Raw genomic sequence first — 17,643 nt, 5'->3', positions numbered from 1 at the left:
AACAGCATGCATCGCAGGTTCATCGCGATGCGCAGCGCCCTGCATCTCACCGCATCCCCTCTTCCATCGCATTGCTTGCCACAGGGCCGCGGCAAACTCTGGGTGGGAGAAGGAAAATGGTGGGAATCAAGAGAACAGGAAAGGCCGCATTGGCCGTGGCTGCGATGGCGACGGCGCTGGCGGGTTGCTCGACCAAGCCGCGCAATTTTGCAGCGTCCGTAAGCACTCCGGTGCCTGACCGTGTGGCGTTCGAGCAGGATTATCGCACCTGCGCCGCGCTGGTGAAATCCGGGCACAGCTCGAACTTTAAGGGCGCAGCAGCTTCAGGCTTTGCAGGCGCCGCTGGAACATTTGGGACGACCGCTGCTTTTGCCTCCGCCGGTGGCATTGGTATTGGCGGGGCAAGTACTGCCGCATCGCTCGCAATACCGGGGGTTGGAATCCTCGCCGCCGTTGGAATGTCACGCGCAATCCGCGGCGGAAAGGAGCGCAGGTTCAAGCGCAACATGAGCGCATGCCTCAGTGAATATGGCTATGAAGTGGCCGACTGGGAAAAGCTCAAGAAGCGCGACGATGCCGCGGCCTTTGCCTCGCGCCAGGTAGCGGTTGCAGAGCCGAAGCGGGACGAACCTGTGCTGATCGACGCGGTTATCGTGACCGAAAAACCGCAGGCAGCCGAAGTTCCGGCTCAACCCCTCGCACTGGTGACGCCCGAGGGCTAACTCAAACGGTCCCGGAAATCCTCGTAATCGAAGGATTTCACGAGCTCGAGCGCGTCGGTTTCGCTGTCCCACAGGTAGATCGATGGCAATTGCACGCCGTTGAAGGTGTTGGTTTTGACCATCGAATAATGCGCCTGATCGAGGAAAGCGAAGCGCGCGCCGGGCTCGGCGGGTACCGGCAGGCGATAATCGCCGATCACGTCGCCTGCGAGGCAGGAGGGGCCGCCAAGCCGGATCGGGATCAGTTCCTCATCGGTCAGTTCACCCAACATCGCCGGGCGATAGGGCGCTTCGATCACATCGGGCATGTGGCAGGTGGCTGAAATATCGGTGATGCCGACCGGCATTCCGTTCCAGCCCGTGTCGAGCAAAGTCCCGACGAGGATCCCGGCATCGAGCGCGACCGCTTCCCCAGGCTCGAGGTAAAGCTCGGCCCCGGTGTCTTCCTTCACATCCTTGAGGAATTCGACCAGCTCTTCGCACTGGTAATCGGCGCGGGTAATGTGGTGCCCGCCGCCCATGTTGATCCACTTGAGCTGCCCGAAATAGGGCTCGATCACGTCGAACACCGCATCCCAAGTGCGCTTGAGCGGTTCGAGGTCCTGCTCGCAGAGATTGTGGAAGTGGATGCCGTCAACGCCTTCCAGATGCTCTTCGGTCAGCTGGTCGAGCGGGAAGCCGAGCCGCGATCCGGGCGAGGAGGGATCGTATTTTGCCACTTCGCCAGTCGGAACCTGCGGATTGATGCGCAGGCCAATGTCGAAATCCTGCCCCGAAGCGCGCGCATTCTCCAGGATCAGCGCGGCGCGCTGCAACTGGCCGGGTGAATTGAAGATCACATGGTCGGACAGGCGGCAAATCTCTTCGAGTTCCTCGGGCTTGTAGGCAGCCGAATAGGTCGCGATCTCGCCATCGTAGAACTCGCTCGCCAGCCGCGCTTCCCACAGGCCCGAAGTGCACACGCCGTCGAGAAATTCGCCGATGATCGGCGCGGTCGACCACATGCTGAACGCCTTGAGCGCGGCCAGCACCTTGATGTCGGCGGCATCGCGGATATCGGCCAGCACCTGGCAATTGGCACGCAGCTTCGCCGCGTCGACCACGAAAGCGGGGCTTTCGACGCGGGAGAGATCGAAATGAGCGAAGGCGCCCGGATCGCCTGCTTTGGTTTCCATTGATTCAGCCCTGTTGTCCCGATGCGACCAGGGCATCGATCTGTTGTTCGGTCAGCTTGTGGACCTGCGCCCGCTCGGTATCTCCAATCTCGTCCCATTGCATGACGGCTTTCGATACCTGCCGTCCGCTGGTGAAGGCGACGAGGCTCGAGATAAGCATGATCGCCTGCAATTTGGCTTCATCGCTTGGTTGCGCATTGCCGCGCGCGGCATCGAGCAAATCAGCGACCAGCTTGATCCCCGGAGCCCAGATGCTCTCGTAAAGGATAGTATAGGCCTCGCCCGGGCTGTGCATTTCGCGCAGGACGAAAGCGCTGCGGACGGATGCCTCGCGCGATCCGGCGAGAAGTTCGACCAGCTCGTGCATCACTGCCTTCAGATGCGAAACCGCTGCCGCGGGATCGCGCATGCTGGAAAGATATTGCGCTGCGGCCAGCGAGCTCTTGCCTGTCCCGCGCGCAAAATCTTCCACGATCGCATGGGCGCATGCGAGATAGAGCGCGTCCTTGGAGCCGAAATGGTAGTTGATTGCCGGCTGGTTCACCCCGGCGATTGCCGCGATGGCGCGCGTGCTCGTGGCTTCGAACCCGTCCTTGCCAAACGCGTGGATCGCGGCATCAAGTATGGCGCGTTGGGTTTCCGCGCTCTTGGCATATTTCGCATGTGGCGCAGCACGGGAGGCTGAGGAAGCAGTCATGCCCGCGCCATAGTCGAATGCCTCACCAAGCTCCATAGGCCTGGCTTATCCGGCATTTGCCTCAGTCAGACGGCAGGGCGATACTGGCTGGCGTCGGTGATGAAATCCGCGTGGCCATAGGACTCGAGCATACGGGCCAGCTTGTTGACGAGCCTCCGCCCGGCCCAGCCCCGCACTCCGGGAATTGCGTCGAGAATCTTGTAGAATTTGATCTGGCCCTGCACGAACAGCAGCGCGCAGATGCCCGCAAGCTTGTCCGATGCGTTCATCGTCACGCCAACGCTGGCTGCGCGCTCGCGGTTTCCGGCCATGAAGTGATTGATGAAGAACAGCTTGGAAAAGCCGCTTTCCATCCAGTCCCCGATCTTGCCGCTCAGCCCGTCGCCCTGAGACATGTCGGCAGCCATCGTCGCGCGCAGCAGGGCGCCGCAGGTTTCCGGCTCGAACTCGGCGCGCAAAGTGGCCTGGCGGAGCAGCCATAGCCGTTCGATCTCGCGCGGCGTCTCGCCCAGAAGGTCTTCGGGAAGGCCAAGCAGGAAGCAGCGATAGCGCGCCAGCTCGACCCGCGCGCGTTCCTGCGGAGTGAACTCCTCGCGTCCGCTGTCCAGAACTTCGCGCGCCATCAGATAGGTGCCGATCAACCCCGCCGGCATCTGATCCACCTGCGGGATCGGCACGCCGTAGACCGATGCGTCCCACTTGCCGCTGCGCGCGATGTTGGCGCGCACCATCGAATGCATCAGGCGAACCTTGGCGGCCGCCTTGAAACCGGCGCCGAAGCGGCCGAGCGCCCCCGGCATCAGTGTCGAAGTGAAGAAGCTGCCCGTCTCATAGGCGCGCCTTGCGGCGGTGCCGTTGGACAAGGTGCCGGTCAGCGCCATCGGCAGCGCCGAATATTTGTTCATGAAGGTCGCGATGAACGCGCCGCGCAGCACGAAGGGCGTCAAATGGACATGCCCGTTGCGCTCCTGCCGGGCGCCCTCTTCCACCATCTCCATGTCGAGCCATGCGGGATTGGCTTCCATCGCGGCGATGAAGGCCACCAGTTCGGGCGGAGCATTTTCGACCGCTTCGATGCCCTTCTCGCAAGCCAGTTCGAGCATGTCGACCAGAGCGCGAAAGCCGTATTGCGGCATAAGCGCGGCATAGGCATCCGCCACGCGATCCCCGGTCATCGTATAGGCACGGATCGTTTCGAACTTCTCCCGGTCGGACAGCAATTCGGCGCGGCGATCGAGGAAACGCTCCGGCATCTCGACCTTGTCAGAAAGGTCGGTCGAAAATCGCTCAGGCATGCGCGTGAAATCGATCGCGCCGTAGATCGAAGGGATCGCTTCCTTCTGAGCGATCACGTGATCGGGCAGGAACGGAGCCTGCGTTTGAGGTACGGGATCGAGCGCAGCAGTGGCCATGGGCGTTCCTTTCGCCCATGAATTTATATCACGTGATATAATTGTCAACAACCGCCCTTAATGGCCGCCACAAATTCGCGAACTTTCCGGCTACTGCTCTAGCCACTCTCGCAGGTACATCGCAAAGCTGGCCGGGTTGGCTTCAGGCAACATGTGGTTCGCAGCAGGGATCGTCAGCAGCTCGCCCTTGGGCAAGGCTTTCGCCAGCGCGCGCGAGGGCACGGCAAAGATCGGCCGCGTGTCGGCGCCCGTCGCAACAATGACAGGCATATCGAGCCCGGCGAGTTGCTCTGACGTGATCGGCGCAGGGGGCTGTCCCCCGCCCAACAAGAGGGGCATCATCCCGGCGCTGTCGAGATAGAGATCCCGCCGTTCCTCGCTCATGCCGTCGAAGCAACCCTGACCGCCCGAGCCATCGATCAGGACCTTTATCGCAGCCTCCGGACCCTTGGCCTGCAAGGCCGCGAAAATCGGGCCAAACGCCTGACCCGCGTCCGCCTCGAATTCGGCCAGCGCATCGGGATCGCTGACATAGGTAGGCAAGCCGGGTTCGTAGAGGAAAAGCCGTCCGAACAATTCGGGCCGACGCAGGGCCGCCAGCAGCACCGGATGGACGCCGTAAGACCAGGCCACGACATCGACAGGGGTTTCAAGCATGGTCTCGACATAATCGAGGATGTCCTGCGCATGTTGCTCGGTGCCAAAGGCCTCCCCGCCCTCAGGCATTTCGCGCGATCCGAAGAACGACAAGGTAATCGCGCGCGCATCCAGCCTGGTAGCGAGCCGATCGATCACAGGCGTCCACATGCGGGCGTCACCCGGTGCGCCGTGGACAAACAGCAGCGGCCTCATGGGATCAGAACTCGACCGGCCCCGGCAATTCCTCGACCGTCCACGGCAGGCCGTGCTTGTTGAGCATGTCCATGAAGGGATCAGGGTCCATTTCTTCCATGTTGAACACGCCCTGCCCCGTCCAGATGCCCTGCACCACCATCGCGCTGCCGATCATCGCGGGAACGCCGGTGGTGTAGCTCACCGCTTGGTTGCCGGTTTCCTCATAGGCGGCTTCGTGGCTGCAGATGTTCTTGATGTAGAACGTCTTCTCGCCCGACCCGTCGAGCGCTTCGCCGGTGGCGATGCAGCCGATATTGGTGTTGCCCTTGGTCGTTTCGCCCAGCGTCTCCGGCTTGGGCAGCACGGCGGCGAGGAACTGCAGCGGGATGATCTCCACGCCCTTGTACTTGATCGGCTCGATCGAAGTCATGCCGACGTTCTGCAGCACGGTGAGGTGGGTGATGTACTGGTCGCCAAAGGTCATCCAGAAACGCGCGCGCTCCATCTCCGGATTGAACTTCGCGAGGCTTTCCAGCTCCTCGTGATACATCATGTACATGTTCTTGGGGCCAACGGCCTCGAAATCGAACTCGACCTTCTTCGCCATCGCCGGGGTTTCGACGAATTCGCCATTCTCCCAATGCCGCGCGGGCGCGGTCACTTCGCGAATGTTGATTTCCGGGTTGAAGTTGGTGGCGAAATGCTGGCCGTGGTCGCCGCCGTTGCAGTCGAGGATGTCGAGCGTACGGATGGCCTTGAGCTTGTGCTTCTTGAGCCACATGGTGAACACGCTGGTCACGCCCGGATCGAAGCCCGAACCGAGCAGCGCCATGATCCCCGCCTGCTTGAAGCGGTCGTGATAGGCCCACTGCCAGCTATACTCGAACTTGGCCTCGTCCTTCGGCTCGTAATTCGCCGTGTCGAGATAGTTCACGCCCGCTTCAAGGCAGGCGTCCATGATCGGCAGGTCCTGATACGGCAGCGCCAGATTCACCACCAGCGAAGGCTTCACCTGGCGGATGAGGTTGACCATCGCCGGCACTTCCTCGGCATCGATCTCATAGGTCGCGATGTCGACGCCGGTGCGTTCCTTCACCGAAGCGGCGATGGCATCGCACTTGCGCCTGGTGCGGCTGGCGAGATGGATATCGGAGAAAATATCCTTGTTCATCGCCATCTTGTGGACGCAGACCGAGCTGACGCCGCCGGCTCCGATAACGAGGACAGTGGACATAATGGACAACCTTTCGAATTCGAATCTTGCGCGCTCTCTAGTCGAATGCGCTAAGAGCGCAAAATGATCCTTCAAACTTCCCGCCAGCCCAGCCGCGACGGCGTGCTCGAAGCAGCCGAAAAAATCGCGGCGATCCTGCCACCTACGCCGCTGCTGCCGGTCGAGATCGACGGCGTGCAGTGCTGGGTGAAGGCCGAAAACCTCCAGCCGATCGGCGCGTTCAAGATTCGCGGCGCCTGGCACAGGCTGACTGCGCTCAGCGAAGCGGAGCGCGCAGCAGGTGTCGTAGCGGTATCCTCAGGCAACCACGCGCAGGGCGTTGCCTGGGCTGCCAAGCGACTCGGCATTTCGGCAACGATAGTGATGCCGCACGATGCCCCGCAAGTGAAGATCGACGCCACGCGCGCGCTGGGCGCCGAAGTGGTGCTGTACCAGCGCCCCGGCGAGGATCGCGATGCGGTTGCCGCGCGGCTGATCGAGGAACATGGCGGCACGCTGGTCCATGCCTTTGGCGACCCCTGGGTGATCGAAGGCCAGGGCAGCGCTGGTATCGAGATCGCCGCGCAACTGGGGCGCGAGCCCAGCCGCATCCTCGCTTGTTGCGGCGGCGGCGGGCTGGCAGCGGGACTTGCCCTCGCCTGCCCCGGTGCCGAAATCTACCCGGTCGAACCGGTGGGTTGGGACATGGTCGGCCAATCGCTCGCAGCGGGCGAAATCGTCCACGCTGCGCCGGATGCGCCCAAGACCATCTGCGACGCATTGCAGCCGATCGCCACCAAGCAGATCAACCTCGATGTTCTGGGTGGACGCAGCTCGCCGGGTGTCGCGGTGACCGATGACGAGGTGCGCGCGGCCCAGCGCTTCGCATTCTCCCGCCTGCACCTCGTGGTCGAACCGGGCGGCTCGGCGGCGCTGGCGGCGGCACTCGCGGGCAAGGTTCCGCTCGACGAAGGCACGGTAATCATGCTGACGGGCGGAAATGTCGACCCCAAGGCCTATGCCGCAACGATCGCGGGACAGGTCTAGGCGCCCAACAAGTTTAAGTTGCATTTGACAATTTAATATCAGCTGCGCAGTCTCTCCGCATAGAGGGGAGAAATATCATGCAAGCTCAAATGCTGGCACCCGCCGCCGTACTCGTGGCGTGGTCGATAATCATGCTGTTGTGGACTGCCGGAACCCGTTTTCCGGCCATGGCCAAGTCCGGAATGGACCTCAAGAGCGCCAAGCCCGGCGGACGCGGACAGGATCTTGAAGGGGTGCTTCCCGACAAGGTGCAGTGGAAGTCGCACAACTACGCGCACCTGATGGAACAGCCGACGATCTTCTATCCCACGGTCATCATCCTGGCGATGATGGGCGCAGGGGCGATCGATGTGCTGCTCGCCTGGGCCTATGTCGCGTTGCGGATCGTCCATTCGCTCTGGCAGTCGACCGTCAACGTCGTCTCGATCCGCTTTCTGCTGTTCATCCTGTCTACCCTTGCGCTTACTGCGCTGGCGGTGCGTGCACTGTCGGTCACGCTGCTTGCAAATCCGGGAGTGGTCGCATGATCGGGATGGACATTCTTCAGCCGGTCGTCGCGCTCGCGGCATGGACCATGGTGATGTGGCTGTGGATGTACGCCACACGCATCCCGGCGATGAGCAAAGCCGGGATCGACGGCACCAAGCTGGTCGGCAGCACCGGCGCCAGCCTGCGCGAGAAGCTGCCCGACAAGGTGAGCTGGAAGGCCGACAACTACAACCACCTGCATGAAGCGCCGACCGTGTTCTACGCCATCGCGATCGTGCTGGCGATCATCGGCCAGGGTGACGGGATGAACGCGCTGCTGGCGTGGATCTATGTCGCGCTGCGCGTGGTGCACTCGCTGGTGCAGGCCACGGCCAATGTGGTGCTGGTGCGCTTCGTTCTGTTCGCGTTGTCCAGCCTCGTGCTGATAGCGCTGATCTTCCACGCTTCGATCAGCGTGTTCGACCTCCACATGTGAGGCAATGGGGCTCCCGCGAAAGCGGGGGCCCTCTATTCCGTCGCGGGCATCGGCGTGTCCGAGGCAATCTCGCGGAAAACCTTGAGCGACCCGTCGTCCTGGCGCTTGAATATCAGGATCCAGTTGCCTGCTTCCGGCACGACTTCGCCCGTCGCCGGATCGGTGAACGACCAGCTGTAATCCGCCGAGTAGATCGCCAGATCGCCAGCCTCCGCCACTTCGACGCGAACATTCCTGGCTTGCAGGCTCACGCCTGTGTCGGACAGCAATGACTGGTTGTTCGCCAGCGCTGCCTTGGCACCCACAACATTGGGAAAGCCATGGCTGTAGAACTCATAGTCGGGCGCGTTGAACTGCGATGTGGCCTCCGGATCGTGATTGTTCACCGCTTCGACGATCGCACCGACCTTGGCTTCGACTTCCTTGGCAATCGCATCGCGATCGACCTCGTTCGAAACAGGCGCACCGCAAGCGGCCAGCGATGCAAGCGAAGCGATCAAGATCAACTTGTTGGTGGCACGCAACATGATTTCACTCCCCTCAGCAAGCGCCAAGGGTGGCATGGAACCGCGTTCGGCTCAATCGATCTATTCGGCTGCTTCGGTCGTTTCCGCGGCGAAATCGAGCGTGGCGAGGAAGCGCTCGGCATCGAGCGCGGCCATGCAGCCCATCCCGGCGGCCGTCACCGCCTGGCGATAGGTGTGGTCGGTCACATCGCCAGCAGCGAACACACCGGGTATCTCGGTCTTGGGCGTGCCCGGCTCGGTCAGCAGATAGCCGCTACCATCGAGCGGCAGCTTGCCCTTGAACAGTTCGGTCGCGGGCGCATGGCCGATCGCCACGAAGGCCCCATCGACTTCCAGCGTCGAGATTTCACCCGTCTGCGTGTCTTCCAGCTCGAGATGGTGCAGCGCGCCGTTTTCGCCCGCCACGAAACGCTTTACCGCCTTGTTCCACAGCGTGCTGATCTTGGGGCTCTTGAACAGCCGCTCCTGCAGGATCTTCTCCGCGCGCAGCTCGTCGCGGCGGTGGATCAGCGTCACGTCGTCCGAGTGGTTGGTGAGATAGAGTGCTTCCTCGACCGCGGTATTGCCGCCGCCGATCACCGCCACCTTCTTGCCGCGGAAGAAAAACCCGTCGCAGGTGGCACAGGCGGAAACGCCCTTGCCGCCCAGTTCCTGCTCGCCCGGCACGCCGAGCCACTTGGCCTGCGCACCGGTGGCGATCACGAGACAGTCAGCGATATACTCGTCGCCGCTGTCGCCCACCGCGCGAAAAGGCGACCCGCCCGCCAGGTCGACCTCGACGACCGTATCCCACATCATCCGCGTGCCGACATGCTCGGCCTGCTTCTGCATCTGCTCCATCAGCCACGGGCCCTGGATCACGTCGGCGAAGCCCGGATAGTTCTCTACATCAGTGGTGATGGTCAGCTGGCCGCCCGGCTGGATGCCCTGCACCACGATCGGTTCGAGCATGGCGCGCGCGCCATAGATCGCCGCGCTGTAGCCAGCCGGGCCCGATCCGATGATGAGCATTTTGGTGCGATGGGTAGCCATGATGAATTCCTGTTCGAGTGGCCGACTGACTTAGGGCGTGCGCCCCTGCGCTTCAATTCGCGCGGGCATGGAATGCCTCAGGCATCCACAAGTTGCGCTTTCAGCGCGTCGCGCATTGCGGCGTCGACCCCCAGCACCTGCTCGAGATAGGCATCGGCTGAACCGAAGCGATCGGTCAGCGAATTGCGCGCCGCATTCAGATAGGCCGCATCCACGCCCATGATCACGCGCACGGTCGCTTCGTCGATCCCGCCGTATTTGTCGCCCATCAGCTCCATGCCGTGCGCAATGCGCTCCTCATTGTTGGGCGCGTCATTGGTTAGGAGGTAATCCGCCATGGCATCATCTGGGTGTACGCCCAGCAAATGGTGCAGCAAATCCACGGCCATGCCGGTGCGGTCCTTCCCCGCTGCGCAATGAACAAGGCTCGAGCCCTTGCCTTGCGCCAGCGCCGCGAAATAGCGCCGTAATATGTCATTGAGGCCCACGCGATCGGGCAATGCGCCATAGAGGTCGACCATCGCCTTATATGCGCTCTTGGCGTCGACGCTGCCTTCGGCGGCCTGCAGATGCGGGGCAAGGCCCGCGGTCTCGCCATCGAAGAAGAGCACTTTGCCCGAGAACCCCTCAGGCCGGCGGCAAGTCTTCTGGGCCCGTTCGCTATGGCCGCGCAGGTCGATGACATGCTGCAGGTCGAGCTTGGAGACAGTCGAAAGATCGTCCTCGCCCGCATCGGCGTGGTGGCCCGAACGGAACAACAGGCCGGTCTTCACCTTGCCTCCTCCCGCAACCGAATAGCCGCCATAATCGCGGAAATTGTGGATGGCCGTGGTGGTGAGGAAGCGGTTGCGAATCATGTTCCCTGAGGTGGCAGCGCGGGGCGCACACTTCAAGGTGCGCCGCCCCGGCAAAAAAGAGAGCCCGCGCCCTGCCCGCCTAGCGGAATTCGAGCCCTTCGAAGGTGCCGCTCTTTCGCCAGCCGTCTATGTAGGTGAAATAGCCTTGCGCGCCGGCCGGGTGGCCCAGCGCGAAACGTTCCTGCTCGCCATATCCCTGCCCTTCATTGTTGTAATAACCCGGCGTGCATTCGGTGCTCCCGATCCGCGCGCCCGGCCCGGTCATCAGGAATTCGATCCACTTCTGCTGCGCCTCGGCGCTCGGCTCGACCTCCGAAAAGCCTTCCCGCTGCGCATGGCTGACTACAGTCGCCACCGTATCTGCATGGTCGACCAGATTGTGCGGATAGTTGGCGATGAAGGCAGCCGCCTGGTTCTGCTGGACGAAAAACAGGTTCGGGAAGCCATGGACATGCAGCCCATGGAAAGTCCGCATCCCGTCCTTCCAGTAATCGGACAGCTTCACCCCGTCGCGACCGGTCACATCATAGCCCGAGCGCGAGACGAAATCGGTGCCCACCTCGAATCCCGATGCATAGATGATGCAATCGACCTCATATTCCACGCCGCCCGCGATCACGCCCTTTTCAGTGATCCGCTCCACGCCCTGGCCATCGGTGTCGATCAGATGGGTCGAGGGGCGGTTGAAGGCCTGGAGGTATTCGTCGTGGAAGCACGGGCGCTTGCACAGCTGGCGATACCAAGCCTTGAGCTTCTCTCCCGCTTCGCCGCCCACAATCTCCTCGGCGCGGGCGCGGATTTCGCTCATCTTCTGGTTATCGGCGTCCTCGAAGGCAGCCATGATGTTTTCCGGCGTGCGCTCTTCGGGCGGCATGCCGATCACTTGCGCGCGGATACGCTTGCCGAGATCGGTCCAGCCATCGTCGACTAGGTCTTCCGCGGGAAAACCGATGCCCAGGTTGGCGACGAAATTCTCCTGCCACTTTTTCTGCCAGCCGGGCTCGTTCACGCCCGAGAACCAGCCCGGATCGATCGGCGCATTGTTGCGCTCATCAACCGATGACGGCGTACGCTGGAACACGAAGAGTTCCTTCGCATCGCGCGCGAGATGCGGCACGCATTGCACAGCAGTCGCGCCCGTTCCGATGATCGCCACGCGCTTGTCCGCCAGCCTGCTCATCGGCGCGCCTTCGGGCGTGCCGCCGGTATAGGCATAGTCCCAGCGGCTGGTGTGGAAGCTCTTGCCCTTGAAGTCCTCGATCCCCGGCAGGCCCGGCAGCTTGGCGACATGCAGCGGGCCGGTGCCCATGCCGATGTAATTCGCGGTGAAGGCATCGCCGCGATCGGTGCGGATCAGCCAGACCTTTTTCGCATCGTCCCACTCAAGGCTGGTGACGCTGGTGTGGAACAGCGCGTTTTCATAGAGGCCGTAATGCTCCCCGATGCGCGAGCAATGATCGCGGATTTCCGGGGCATGGGCGTATTTCTCGCTCGGCATGTGCCCGGTTTCTTCGAGCAGCGGCATATAGATCATCGATGCGGTATCGCATTGCGCGCCGGGATAGCGGTTCCAGTACCAGGTCCCGCCGAAGTCGCCGCCCTTCTCGATGATGCGGTAATCCTCGATCCCCGCTTCCTTCAGCCGCGCGCCAACCACCAGCCCCGCAAAGCCCCCGCCGATGAAGGCGAAGGTCACATGGTCGGTCACCGGATCGCGCGGGACGACGGGGTTGTAGGGATCGGTCGCGAGGTCCGAAAACTCGCTCTCAAGCCGCCTGTACTGGGCTGAGCCATCGGAGCGCAGGCGCTTGTCGCGCTCCGCAGCATATTTGCGCCTGATCGCATCCCGATCGATCGCCGGTGCCGCTTGCGTGCTTGCCAATTGCTCTCTCCCAATTCGATTCCTCGCCGGGAAGGTGCGTCAACTTCGCCGCGCTGGCAAGCTGGCGCGCCCTATGGAAACTGGTAGCTGCAGAGGGACGGCCCACCCCTGCCACATGCATTCGTTCGCTCCTAGTCCTGATGCGCTTCCTTGTAATGGCGCTCAAGCCATTCCGCACCGTAATCGTTCGACGGATCGCGAGCGATCGAATGGACATGGTTGAATTCGTTCTCGCCGGATCGTTCGCGGACGAAATCGATCACGATCGAAGGCCCCTGGACCCGGAACATATAGCGCGTGGCAGGATCGTCGGTCGGCCCCCACCAGGCGAAATACAGGCTGTCCATTCCATCGCTCTTGATCACCGCGCGTTGCCGGGCGGCGGCCTCGTCCGATGCATCACCGAGATACTCGTCGATCAGGCCGTGAAGCAGCTTTAGCTGGACCGGATCGAGTGCCGAGGCCGCGATTCCGGCTGGCGCGCCCAGGCGGCTCTCCCGCCCTTTGCCAAGGAAAACCTCTCCATCGACGGCGTCGGCAACCACCGCCTGGCTGACCTGTTCGGGTTTCAGCGAGGCAAGCAGCGCAAAGGCACGATCCGCCTCATGCTGCAGTATCCTCCATCCGGCGTAGCGCCCCTGCTTCACGATTTGCGGATTTGCACCGAGGAACAGCGGAGTGAAGGCGATCCTGTTGTCCGAAACAGTGATGTTGGCGGCAAAATGGTGGCCCGTGACCATCCAGCCCCAATCCTTTCCATGCGGGTCGCCGAATACAGTGACGAAGAACTTCTCCGTGTCATAATTGGCAATGAAGGCTTGGGCCTGTGCCTTGCTCGGATCGCTGTCGGGCATTGCGGCGATCGCGCCCGCCGCAATATCGTGCAGCACATCCTCATGCCACATGATCGTGGTTGTCTTGAGATAGCCTTGGCTGGACAGGGCCGCAGCGATCATCGCGTGCAGGGCAATCCTTTGGTCGGGGGCCATATCGGCGACCGCGAGCCCCGAACGCGGGGCCATGCTGGCCGGAAGGTTTGACCAGTTGGTCCTCGCGTGGTTGTCGTCGAGCGATGCCATCACCTGGCTGTGCTGTGCATCATCAAGGCTCTCGAGGAAAGCGACGGTCGCTGCCCTCATCGCCTCGACCCGAGCCTCGTCGAGCGCATGCTCGGCCGATTCATGGGCCGCAAGCTGGGAAACCGGAACCACGACTGCCATGGCGGCAATGGTCACCGAGCGCACGAAAGCCTTCATAGAATTCTCCCCCCGACCCGGGTGAAGCCTATGACAGGATCGCTATGCCTGCAAACCGGGAATGTTGAAGCCCGTCAATCGGAGCCTTTCGCGGCCTCCTGCTCGATCACATAGAGATAATCGACATAGGCCATCGTCGCTTCGTCGAGCCCGTTGACCTTGGGGTCGCTGCTCTCGATCAGGAACCATTCGTTGGGCGCATGCGCACCGCCGCCACGGCTGAGGCCGAATTGCGAAGCGGGAAGATTGAGCGGCGGCCCGTTGAAGATCACACCCGGCCAGCTGCCCGCGTTGCGCGGCCTGATCGAGTAAGCGATGCCGGTCTGTTCGAACAGCTTCTTCTGGGCTTCGATCAGGATGCTGTCCTCTTCGGTTTCGTTCGGGCCATAGCCCCCTGAAACAGTGACCTGCACATCGTCGAAGCCGCGCTTGGCGAGATGCGCCTTGAGCTTGGTCACGGCCTCGTCCTTGGTCATCGCCGGAACAAGACGGAACTCGAGCTTGGCTTCAGCCCGCCCCGGCAAGACGGTCTTGCCACCCGGGCCGGTATAGCCCGCGATCAAGCCCTGGATGTTGACTGTGGGCTGGGAGTAAAACCGCTCGAGGCTCGTGATGTAAGTCTCGTCGTCGATCCATCGGCCGACCCCCAAGAGTGCCTTTTCTTGCGCTTCGGGATTGAGCTCGGCACTCTCGGCGATCAGCTGCTTCTGTCGCTCGGTCAGGGGCCGGACGTTCTCGAACCAGCCGTCGATCGCAGGGGTATGGCCGTCGTCGGCAACCAGCGTGTCGAGCGCCTTGACCAGCCGCCATGCGGGGTTCTCGATCCGCGCGTGGTTCGACGAGTGGATGTCAGTTTTCGGGTATTTGTCAGACGTCTCACCGCCAACGACCAGTTGGAATTCGACCGCGCCCTTGGCCCCAAGCGTGATATTGGCGCTGCCGTCCTTGCTCTGCGCCGCCGATGGGATGAACACGCCGATGCTTTTGGCCAGAGCGTCGCGCACTTCGGCCACTGCAACGACCTGATCGAAATGGGTCGAGGCGACCTCCTCCTCGCCCTCGGCCACCAGCACGAGATTGACCGGCAGCTTGCGGCCGCTGGCCTGGATCGCCTTGATCGCGGCGAGGAACGCCATTTGCGGGCCCTTCTGGTTGACCGCACCGCGCCCGATCATCACCATCCCTTCGCCCGGGCGTTCGACCAGCCTGCCCTCAAGCGGCGGCGAACTCCATTCCGAAGGTTCGAACTGCTTCACGTCATACATGAAATAAATGCCGACGGTGGTCTTGGCTCCTGCATCCAGCGTCGCGAAAACCGCGGGCACGCCATCGGTGGGGATGATCTTGGCCTGCTGGAAGCCCGCATCGAGCGCCAGTTGCCGCATATATTCGGCGCCGGCCGGTGTGTTGCGCTTCTCGGCAGCGATGGTCGGCAAGGCGATCCAGTCCTGCAATGCCTTCACCGTGGCATCGTGCTGCGTCTCCACGGCACCCACAACCTGCGCACGTTCGGGCGTTTCGGCTGCCGCCGGAATCACCGCAAATGCAAGTAGCGCCACCGCGCTCACGTCAAGAAAACGACCGGCCATAATTTCCCTCCAGATGATCAAGCGCGGCGAAGCTAACAGCGGATCGACGTTTCGCAACGGGTTTCGAACAAACCAAGGGAACAGCCAGCCGGCCCGGATATCGACGTTGAAATGGCTGATGGATCCGTGAACCCCGCTGATCATGGCGAACATTGCCACCACATGTGGTTCGAAGCCCTGCAATACTGGTCCAGGCACTGGAACATTGCCGAAATCCCACACCTGATATCGGAACTAGGACGCCATGAGCAAGTGGGGTTGGCAAGCCGCTGAATCCGGATTTCTGTCTATGACTGCACACCTACGGTACCGACCCACCAGAGCCATTGCCGCAGCCGTTCAACAAGAACACGCGCAGCCGGGAGCCTCGGGCGCAATGTACTGGTATACCGAAAGGCTTGGGCGGGAATTCCGGGCGCACTACCTTTATGTCACAGTGCGCGTGCAAGTGGACACCGCAGAGGCGCAAAAATTTCGAGGACCGCCGTAATCAATGTCAGCCCCCGACGACAAGAATGCATTCCCCCATACCTGCGCTAAAAAGCGGCGATGGCCGGTATTGCTGGCCACCGGACTTTTGCTTTGCGGAGGCGCCGGGTGGGCGCTGGCTGGATGGGGCGAAGCACTGCAAACAGCGGACGCATATTCCCAAGGCATGAACGAGACAGAAGTCGGAGGTGGAGGCGCAGACAGTCTCGCATCTGCTTCCATGACTTCGGCGATCCGTAAACTCTCTGCTGAACGCCAGCTCGAGCTGGCCTTTGCGGCTGTCTTTGGGGACGGCAAGCGCGAGATCCACGTCGGTGAAGACGAAGCCTTGTCATTTGCCAAGGGCAAGTTGGTCTGGACAGAATTCGGACCGGTCCTGATCGCGGAGGGCAATGGCGATTCCTATCCGTCCGCCATCGGAACATTGGGCATTTTCTATCTGCGCGAGGTACCAGGACCGGCATTCGAAGAAGTACGCCGCTGGCCCGATGCCGTGCCAGGCAGTATCATGGGCAATCCGCCGCGTTGGACGGTCAGGCACGACATAGCCAACGGGCCGGTTGTCGAATCGACATCAGGCGGAGTGTGGCAAGGTTACGCGTGCCATTCCACAACCTTGACAGAACTGGCGGACAGCGGCCCAGTTTCGCTCATTACATTCAATTCGGGTTATGACAGCACCGGAGCGCAAGGCGAGAGTGGCGAGCGCTACGAAGGGACGATCGCCAATGCCATCCGCAATCGCTCGTTCGATGTCGGCTACACCGGAACAAACTCGATCATCGAGCACTACGTTCGAAACGGTGCAGAATTCCTCCGGGTTCCGGCGTCGAATGAAGAGATGAACGAGAGTTTGATCCCCACATGTTGATCGCGTTGCTTTCCGTGCGCTGAAGCCGAAAATGTACTGGTAGGCCGAAGGCTATTCCTCGTCTGATGGTTGCAGGCGATAATTGCACACAAACGATCGCGCGGAAGAATACATCAAGATGACATCCTGGACCTTCGGCCTAAGACTTATCTCAGCCTGTCTCGTAACAACTGCGGCAATGGCGCTGTGGCCGAAGGATGCGGCGGCACAACGTTGCCCTGCGGGAATCCCGGGGCAAGGCAATCCCGGCTGCATTCCTCCCGATGTCTACGCTGGCAATCAGGGCGGCCAGAATCATTCCAGCCAGGTGGATGACAGCGCTCCGCTGCACCTTTCATGGCAAGCGGGCCATTCCGCTTTGGTTTGGCACCCTGATGCAACAGAGGTCTGGGCAGTCTGGAACGCCGCCGACCTTTCGGAAGCGACCGGGAAAGCGCTCGATGCCTGCAACAAGGTAATGGGCGATGGCTGCGTGGTTGCTGTGTCCTCGACAGGCGGAACAATCGCCTTCGGCTTCGGCCCCGACGGCTATGCCCGCGCAGTTTGGGGCAACAAGAAGCGGGATGCGGTGAAGAAATTCAACGAGCAATGTGCTTTGACAGCTGGCAATTGCCGCTTGGCGGAAACAATTACATCCACGCATATCAAACGGCCGGTGATGGTCCCGATCTTGCGAACTCGCTCCTACCTTCCCAATACTCGTGGTGCAGCGGCCTACGGCGCGGTCGCCTCTCCGAAAACCGACCCGGTCGGCACCAAATGGCAAGGCCACGCATGGCTGGTGACTGGCGCCCCAACCTATGCCGCGGCGACCGATAAAGCGATTATGCGCTGCAAGGTAGCCACCGGAATGGATTGCGGGATCGACGCTCACGGCGTGAACAGCAATATCTTCCTATACACCTCGCAAGATGACTACTTCTTCTGGGGCGTTGAACTCACCCGTCAGGACGCAGAGGCAAGCATGCCGAAGCGCTGCAAGAACCATTCCAAAGGAAAACGCTGCGTCATCACAGCGTTCTTCGACCTCCAGACCCCGCGCGACGAAGTGGTGACAATGTCCTACACGCCCTGAT

Annotated in this window: 17 protein-coding genes; 6 read left to right on the top strand and 11 right to left on the bottom strand. The window is 61.8% G+C overall.

Annotated elements, in window-relative coordinates; all coding sequences use genetic code 11:
* Positions 1-116: 116 nt before the first annotated feature.
* Positions 117-722, top strand: coding sequence for a hypothetical protein (locus tag ACUJ47_RS02060; RefSeq protein ID WP_445536805.1), 606 nt, complete (start codon positions 117-119; stop codon positions 720-722).
* On the opposite strand, the gene ACUJ47_RS02055 is transcribed toward ACUJ47_RS02060, so the two are convergent.
* The 5 genes from ACUJ47_RS02055 to ACUJ47_RS02035 form a co-directional block, all read right to left on the bottom strand.
* Positions 719-1,897, bottom strand: a complete 1,179-nt coding sequence (locus tag ACUJ47_RS02055; protein WP_445536804.1) for a carboxynorspermidine decarboxylase — start codon at positions 1,895-1,897, stop codon at positions 719-721. The genes ACUJ47_RS02060 and ACUJ47_RS02055 overlap by 4 nt on opposite strands.
* 4 nt (positions 1,898-1,901) lie before the next feature.
* Complete coding sequence (locus tag ACUJ47_RS02050; RefSeq protein ID WP_445536803.1) at positions 1,902-2,594, bottom strand: CerR family C-terminal domain-containing protein; 693 nt, start codon at positions 2,592-2,594, stop codon at positions 1,902-1,904.
* Between the two features lie 65 nt (positions 2,595-2,659).
* The gene (locus ACUJ47_RS02045) at positions 2,660-4,006 is read right to left on the bottom strand and encodes an oxygenase MpaB family protein (protein ID WP_445536802.1); all 1,347 of its coding nucleotides are present in this window, start codon (positions 4,004-4,006) and stop codon (positions 2,660-2,662) included.
* Positions 4,007-4,096: 90 nt separating this feature from the next.
* Positions 4,097-4,858 (bottom strand): alpha/beta fold hydrolase, encoded by a 762-nt coding sequence (locus ACUJ47_RS02040; protein ID WP_445536801.1) that lies wholly within the window; start codon positions 4,856-4,858, stop codon positions 4,097-4,099.
* Positions 4,859-4,862: 4 nt separating this feature from the next.
* A complete protein-coding gene (locus ACUJ47_RS02035; RefSeq protein ID WP_445536800.1) occupies positions 4,863-6,074 on the bottom strand; it encodes a saccharopine dehydrogenase family protein in 1,212 nt (403 codons plus the stop codon).
* A gap of 63 nt (positions 6,075-6,137) precedes the next feature.
* On the opposite strand from ACUJ47_RS02035, the gene ACUJ47_RS02030 reads away from it, so the two are divergent.
* From ACUJ47_RS02030 to ACUJ47_RS02020, 3 genes are all read left to right on the top strand, one after another.
* Positions 6,138-7,100 carry a threonine ammonia-lyase gene (locus ACUJ47_RS02030; protein ID WP_445536799.1) on the top strand — a complete coding sequence of 321 codons (963 nt, stop codon included), beginning with the start codon at positions 6,138-6,140 and terminating at the stop codon, positions 7,098-7,100.
* Positions 7,101-7,177: 77 nt separating this feature from the next.
* The gene (locus ACUJ47_RS02025; RefSeq protein ID WP_445536798.1) at positions 7,178-7,627 is read left to right on the top strand and encodes an MAPEG family protein; all 450 of its coding nucleotides are present in this window, start codon (positions 7,178-7,180) and stop codon (positions 7,625-7,627) included.
* A complete protein-coding gene (locus ACUJ47_RS02020) occupies positions 7,624-8,064 on the top strand; it encodes an MAPEG family protein (protein ID WP_445536797.1) in 441 nt (146 codons plus the stop codon). The genes ACUJ47_RS02025 and ACUJ47_RS02020 overlap by 4 nt, the downstream gene beginning before the upstream one ends.
* Positions 8,065-8,096: 32 nt before the next feature.
* Here the strand turns inward: ACUJ47_RS02020 and ACUJ47_RS02015 are convergent, their stop codons facing one another.
* From ACUJ47_RS02015 to ACUJ47_RS01990, 6 genes are all read right to left on the bottom strand, one after another.
* Positions 8,097-8,591: a YybH family protein gene (locus ACUJ47_RS02015; protein WP_445536796.1), complete on the bottom strand. Its 495-nt coding sequence runs from the start codon at positions 8,589-8,591 to the stop codon at positions 8,097-8,099.
* A 60-nt stretch (positions 8,592-8,651) separates the two neighbouring features.
* Positions 8,652-9,623 carry a thioredoxin-disulfide reductase gene (gene trxB / locus ACUJ47_RS02010; RefSeq protein ID WP_445536795.1) on the bottom strand — a complete coding sequence of 324 codons (972 nt, stop codon included), beginning with the start codon at positions 9,621-9,623 and terminating at the stop codon, positions 8,652-8,654.
* 77 nt (positions 9,624-9,700) lie between these two features.
* Positions 9,701-10,480: a tyrosine-protein phosphatase gene (locus ACUJ47_RS02005; RefSeq protein ID WP_445536794.1), complete on the bottom strand. Its 780-nt coding sequence runs from the start codon at positions 10,478-10,480 to the stop codon at positions 9,701-9,703.
* Between the two features lie 79 nt (positions 10,481-10,559).
* Positions 10,560-12,362: a flavin-containing monooxygenase gene (locus ACUJ47_RS02000; protein WP_445536793.1), complete on the bottom strand. Its 1,803-nt coding sequence runs from the start codon at positions 12,360-12,362 to the stop codon at positions 10,560-10,562.
* Between the two features lie 131 nt (positions 12,363-12,493).
* Positions 12,494-13,618 (bottom strand): DUF3500 domain-containing protein, encoded by a 1,125-nt coding sequence (locus ACUJ47_RS01995; RefSeq protein ID WP_445536792.1) that lies wholly within the window; start codon positions 13,616-13,618, stop codon positions 12,494-12,496.
* 74 nt (positions 13,619-13,692) lie between these two features.
* A complete protein-coding gene (locus tag ACUJ47_RS01990; protein WP_445536791.1) occupies positions 13,693-15,207 on the bottom strand; it encodes a M20/M25/M40 family metallo-hydrolase in 1,515 nt (504 codons plus the stop codon).
* Positions 15,208-15,700: 493 nt separating this feature from the next.
* Between ACUJ47_RS01990 and ACUJ47_RS01985 the strand changes: the two genes are divergently transcribed.
* Together ACUJ47_RS01985 and ACUJ47_RS01980 are read left to right on the top strand one after the other, a co-directional pair.
* A complete protein-coding gene (locus ACUJ47_RS01985; RefSeq protein ID WP_445536790.1) occupies positions 15,701-16,567 on the top strand; it encodes a hypothetical protein in 867 nt (288 codons plus the stop codon).
* A 118-nt stretch (positions 16,568-16,685) separates the two neighbouring features.
* Positions 16,686-17,642 carry a DUF4189 domain-containing protein gene (locus ACUJ47_RS01980; RefSeq protein ID WP_445536789.1) on the top strand — a complete coding sequence of 319 codons (957 nt, stop codon included), beginning with the start codon at positions 16,686-16,688 and terminating at the stop codon, positions 17,640-17,642.
* Position 17,643 lies beyond the last annotated feature (1 nt).

This window comes from Altererythrobacter sp. Z27, assembly GCF_052683155.1.
This window is presented reverse-complemented; position numbering and strand designations above follow the sequence as displayed.

Bases quoted from the DNA above. Each gene is read 5' to 3' on its own strand.
- ACUJ47_RS02005 (WP_445536794.1), bottom strand. From the start codon at position 10,480: ATGATTCGCAACCGCTTCCTCACCACCACGGCCATCCACAATTTCCGC.
- ACUJ47_RS02060 (WP_445536805.1), top strand. From the start codon at position 117: ATGGTGGGAATCAAGAGAACAGGAAAGGCCGCATTGGCCGTGGCTGCG.
- ACUJ47_RS02050 (WP_445536803.1), bottom strand. From the start codon at position 2,594: ATGACTGCTTCCTCAGCCTCCCGTGCTGCGCCACATGCGAAATATGCC.
- ACUJ47_RS02030 (WP_445536799.1), top strand. From the start codon at position 6,138: ATGATCCTTCAAACTTCCCGCCAGCCCAGCCGCGACGGCGTGCTCGAA.
- ACUJ47_RS02040 (WP_445536801.1), bottom strand. From the start codon at position 4,858: ATGAGGCCGCTGCTGTTTGTCCACGGCGCACCGGGTGACGCCCGCATG.
- ACUJ47_RS02045 (WP_445536802.1), bottom strand. From the start codon at position 4,006: ATGGCCACTGCTGCGCTCGATCCCGTACCTCAAACGCAGGCTCCGTTC.
- ACUJ47_RS01990 (WP_445536791.1), bottom strand. From the start codon at position 15,207: ATGGCCGGTCGTTTTCTTGACGTGAGCGCGGTGGCGCTACTTGCATTT.
- ACUJ47_RS01995 (WP_445536792.1), bottom strand. From the start codon at position 13,618: ATGAAGGCTTTCGTGCGCTCGGTGACCATTGCCGCCATGGCAGTCGTG.
- ACUJ47_RS01980 (WP_445536789.1), top strand. From the start codon at position 16,686: ATGACATCCTGGACCTTCGGCCTAAGACTTATCTCAGCCTGTCTCGTA.
- ACUJ47_RS02025 (WP_445536798.1), top strand. From the start codon at position 7,178: ATGCAAGCTCAAATGCTGGCACCCGCCGCCGTACTCGTGGCGTGGTCG.
- ACUJ47_RS02055 (WP_445536804.1), bottom strand. From the start codon at position 1,897: ATGGAAACCAAAGCAGGCGATCCGGGCGCCTTCGCTCATTTCGATCTC.
- ACUJ47_RS02035 (WP_445536800.1), bottom strand. From the start codon at position 6,074: ATGTCCACTGTCCTCGTTATCGGAGCCGGCGGCGTCAGCTCGGTCTGC.
- ACUJ47_RS02020 (WP_445536797.1), top strand. From the start codon at position 7,624: ATGATCGGGATGGACATTCTTCAGCCGGTCGTCGCGCTCGCGGCATGG.
- ACUJ47_RS02015 (WP_445536796.1), bottom strand. From the start codon at position 8,591: ATGTTGCGTGCCACCAACAAGTTGATCTTGATCGCTTCGCTTGCATCG.
- trxB (WP_445536795.1), bottom strand. From the start codon at position 9,623: ATGGCTACCCATCGCACCAAAATGCTCATCATCGGATCGGGCCCGGCT.
- ACUJ47_RS01985 (WP_445536790.1), top strand. From the start codon at position 15,701: ATGTCAGCCCCCGACGACAAGAATGCATTCCCCCATACCTGCGCTAAA.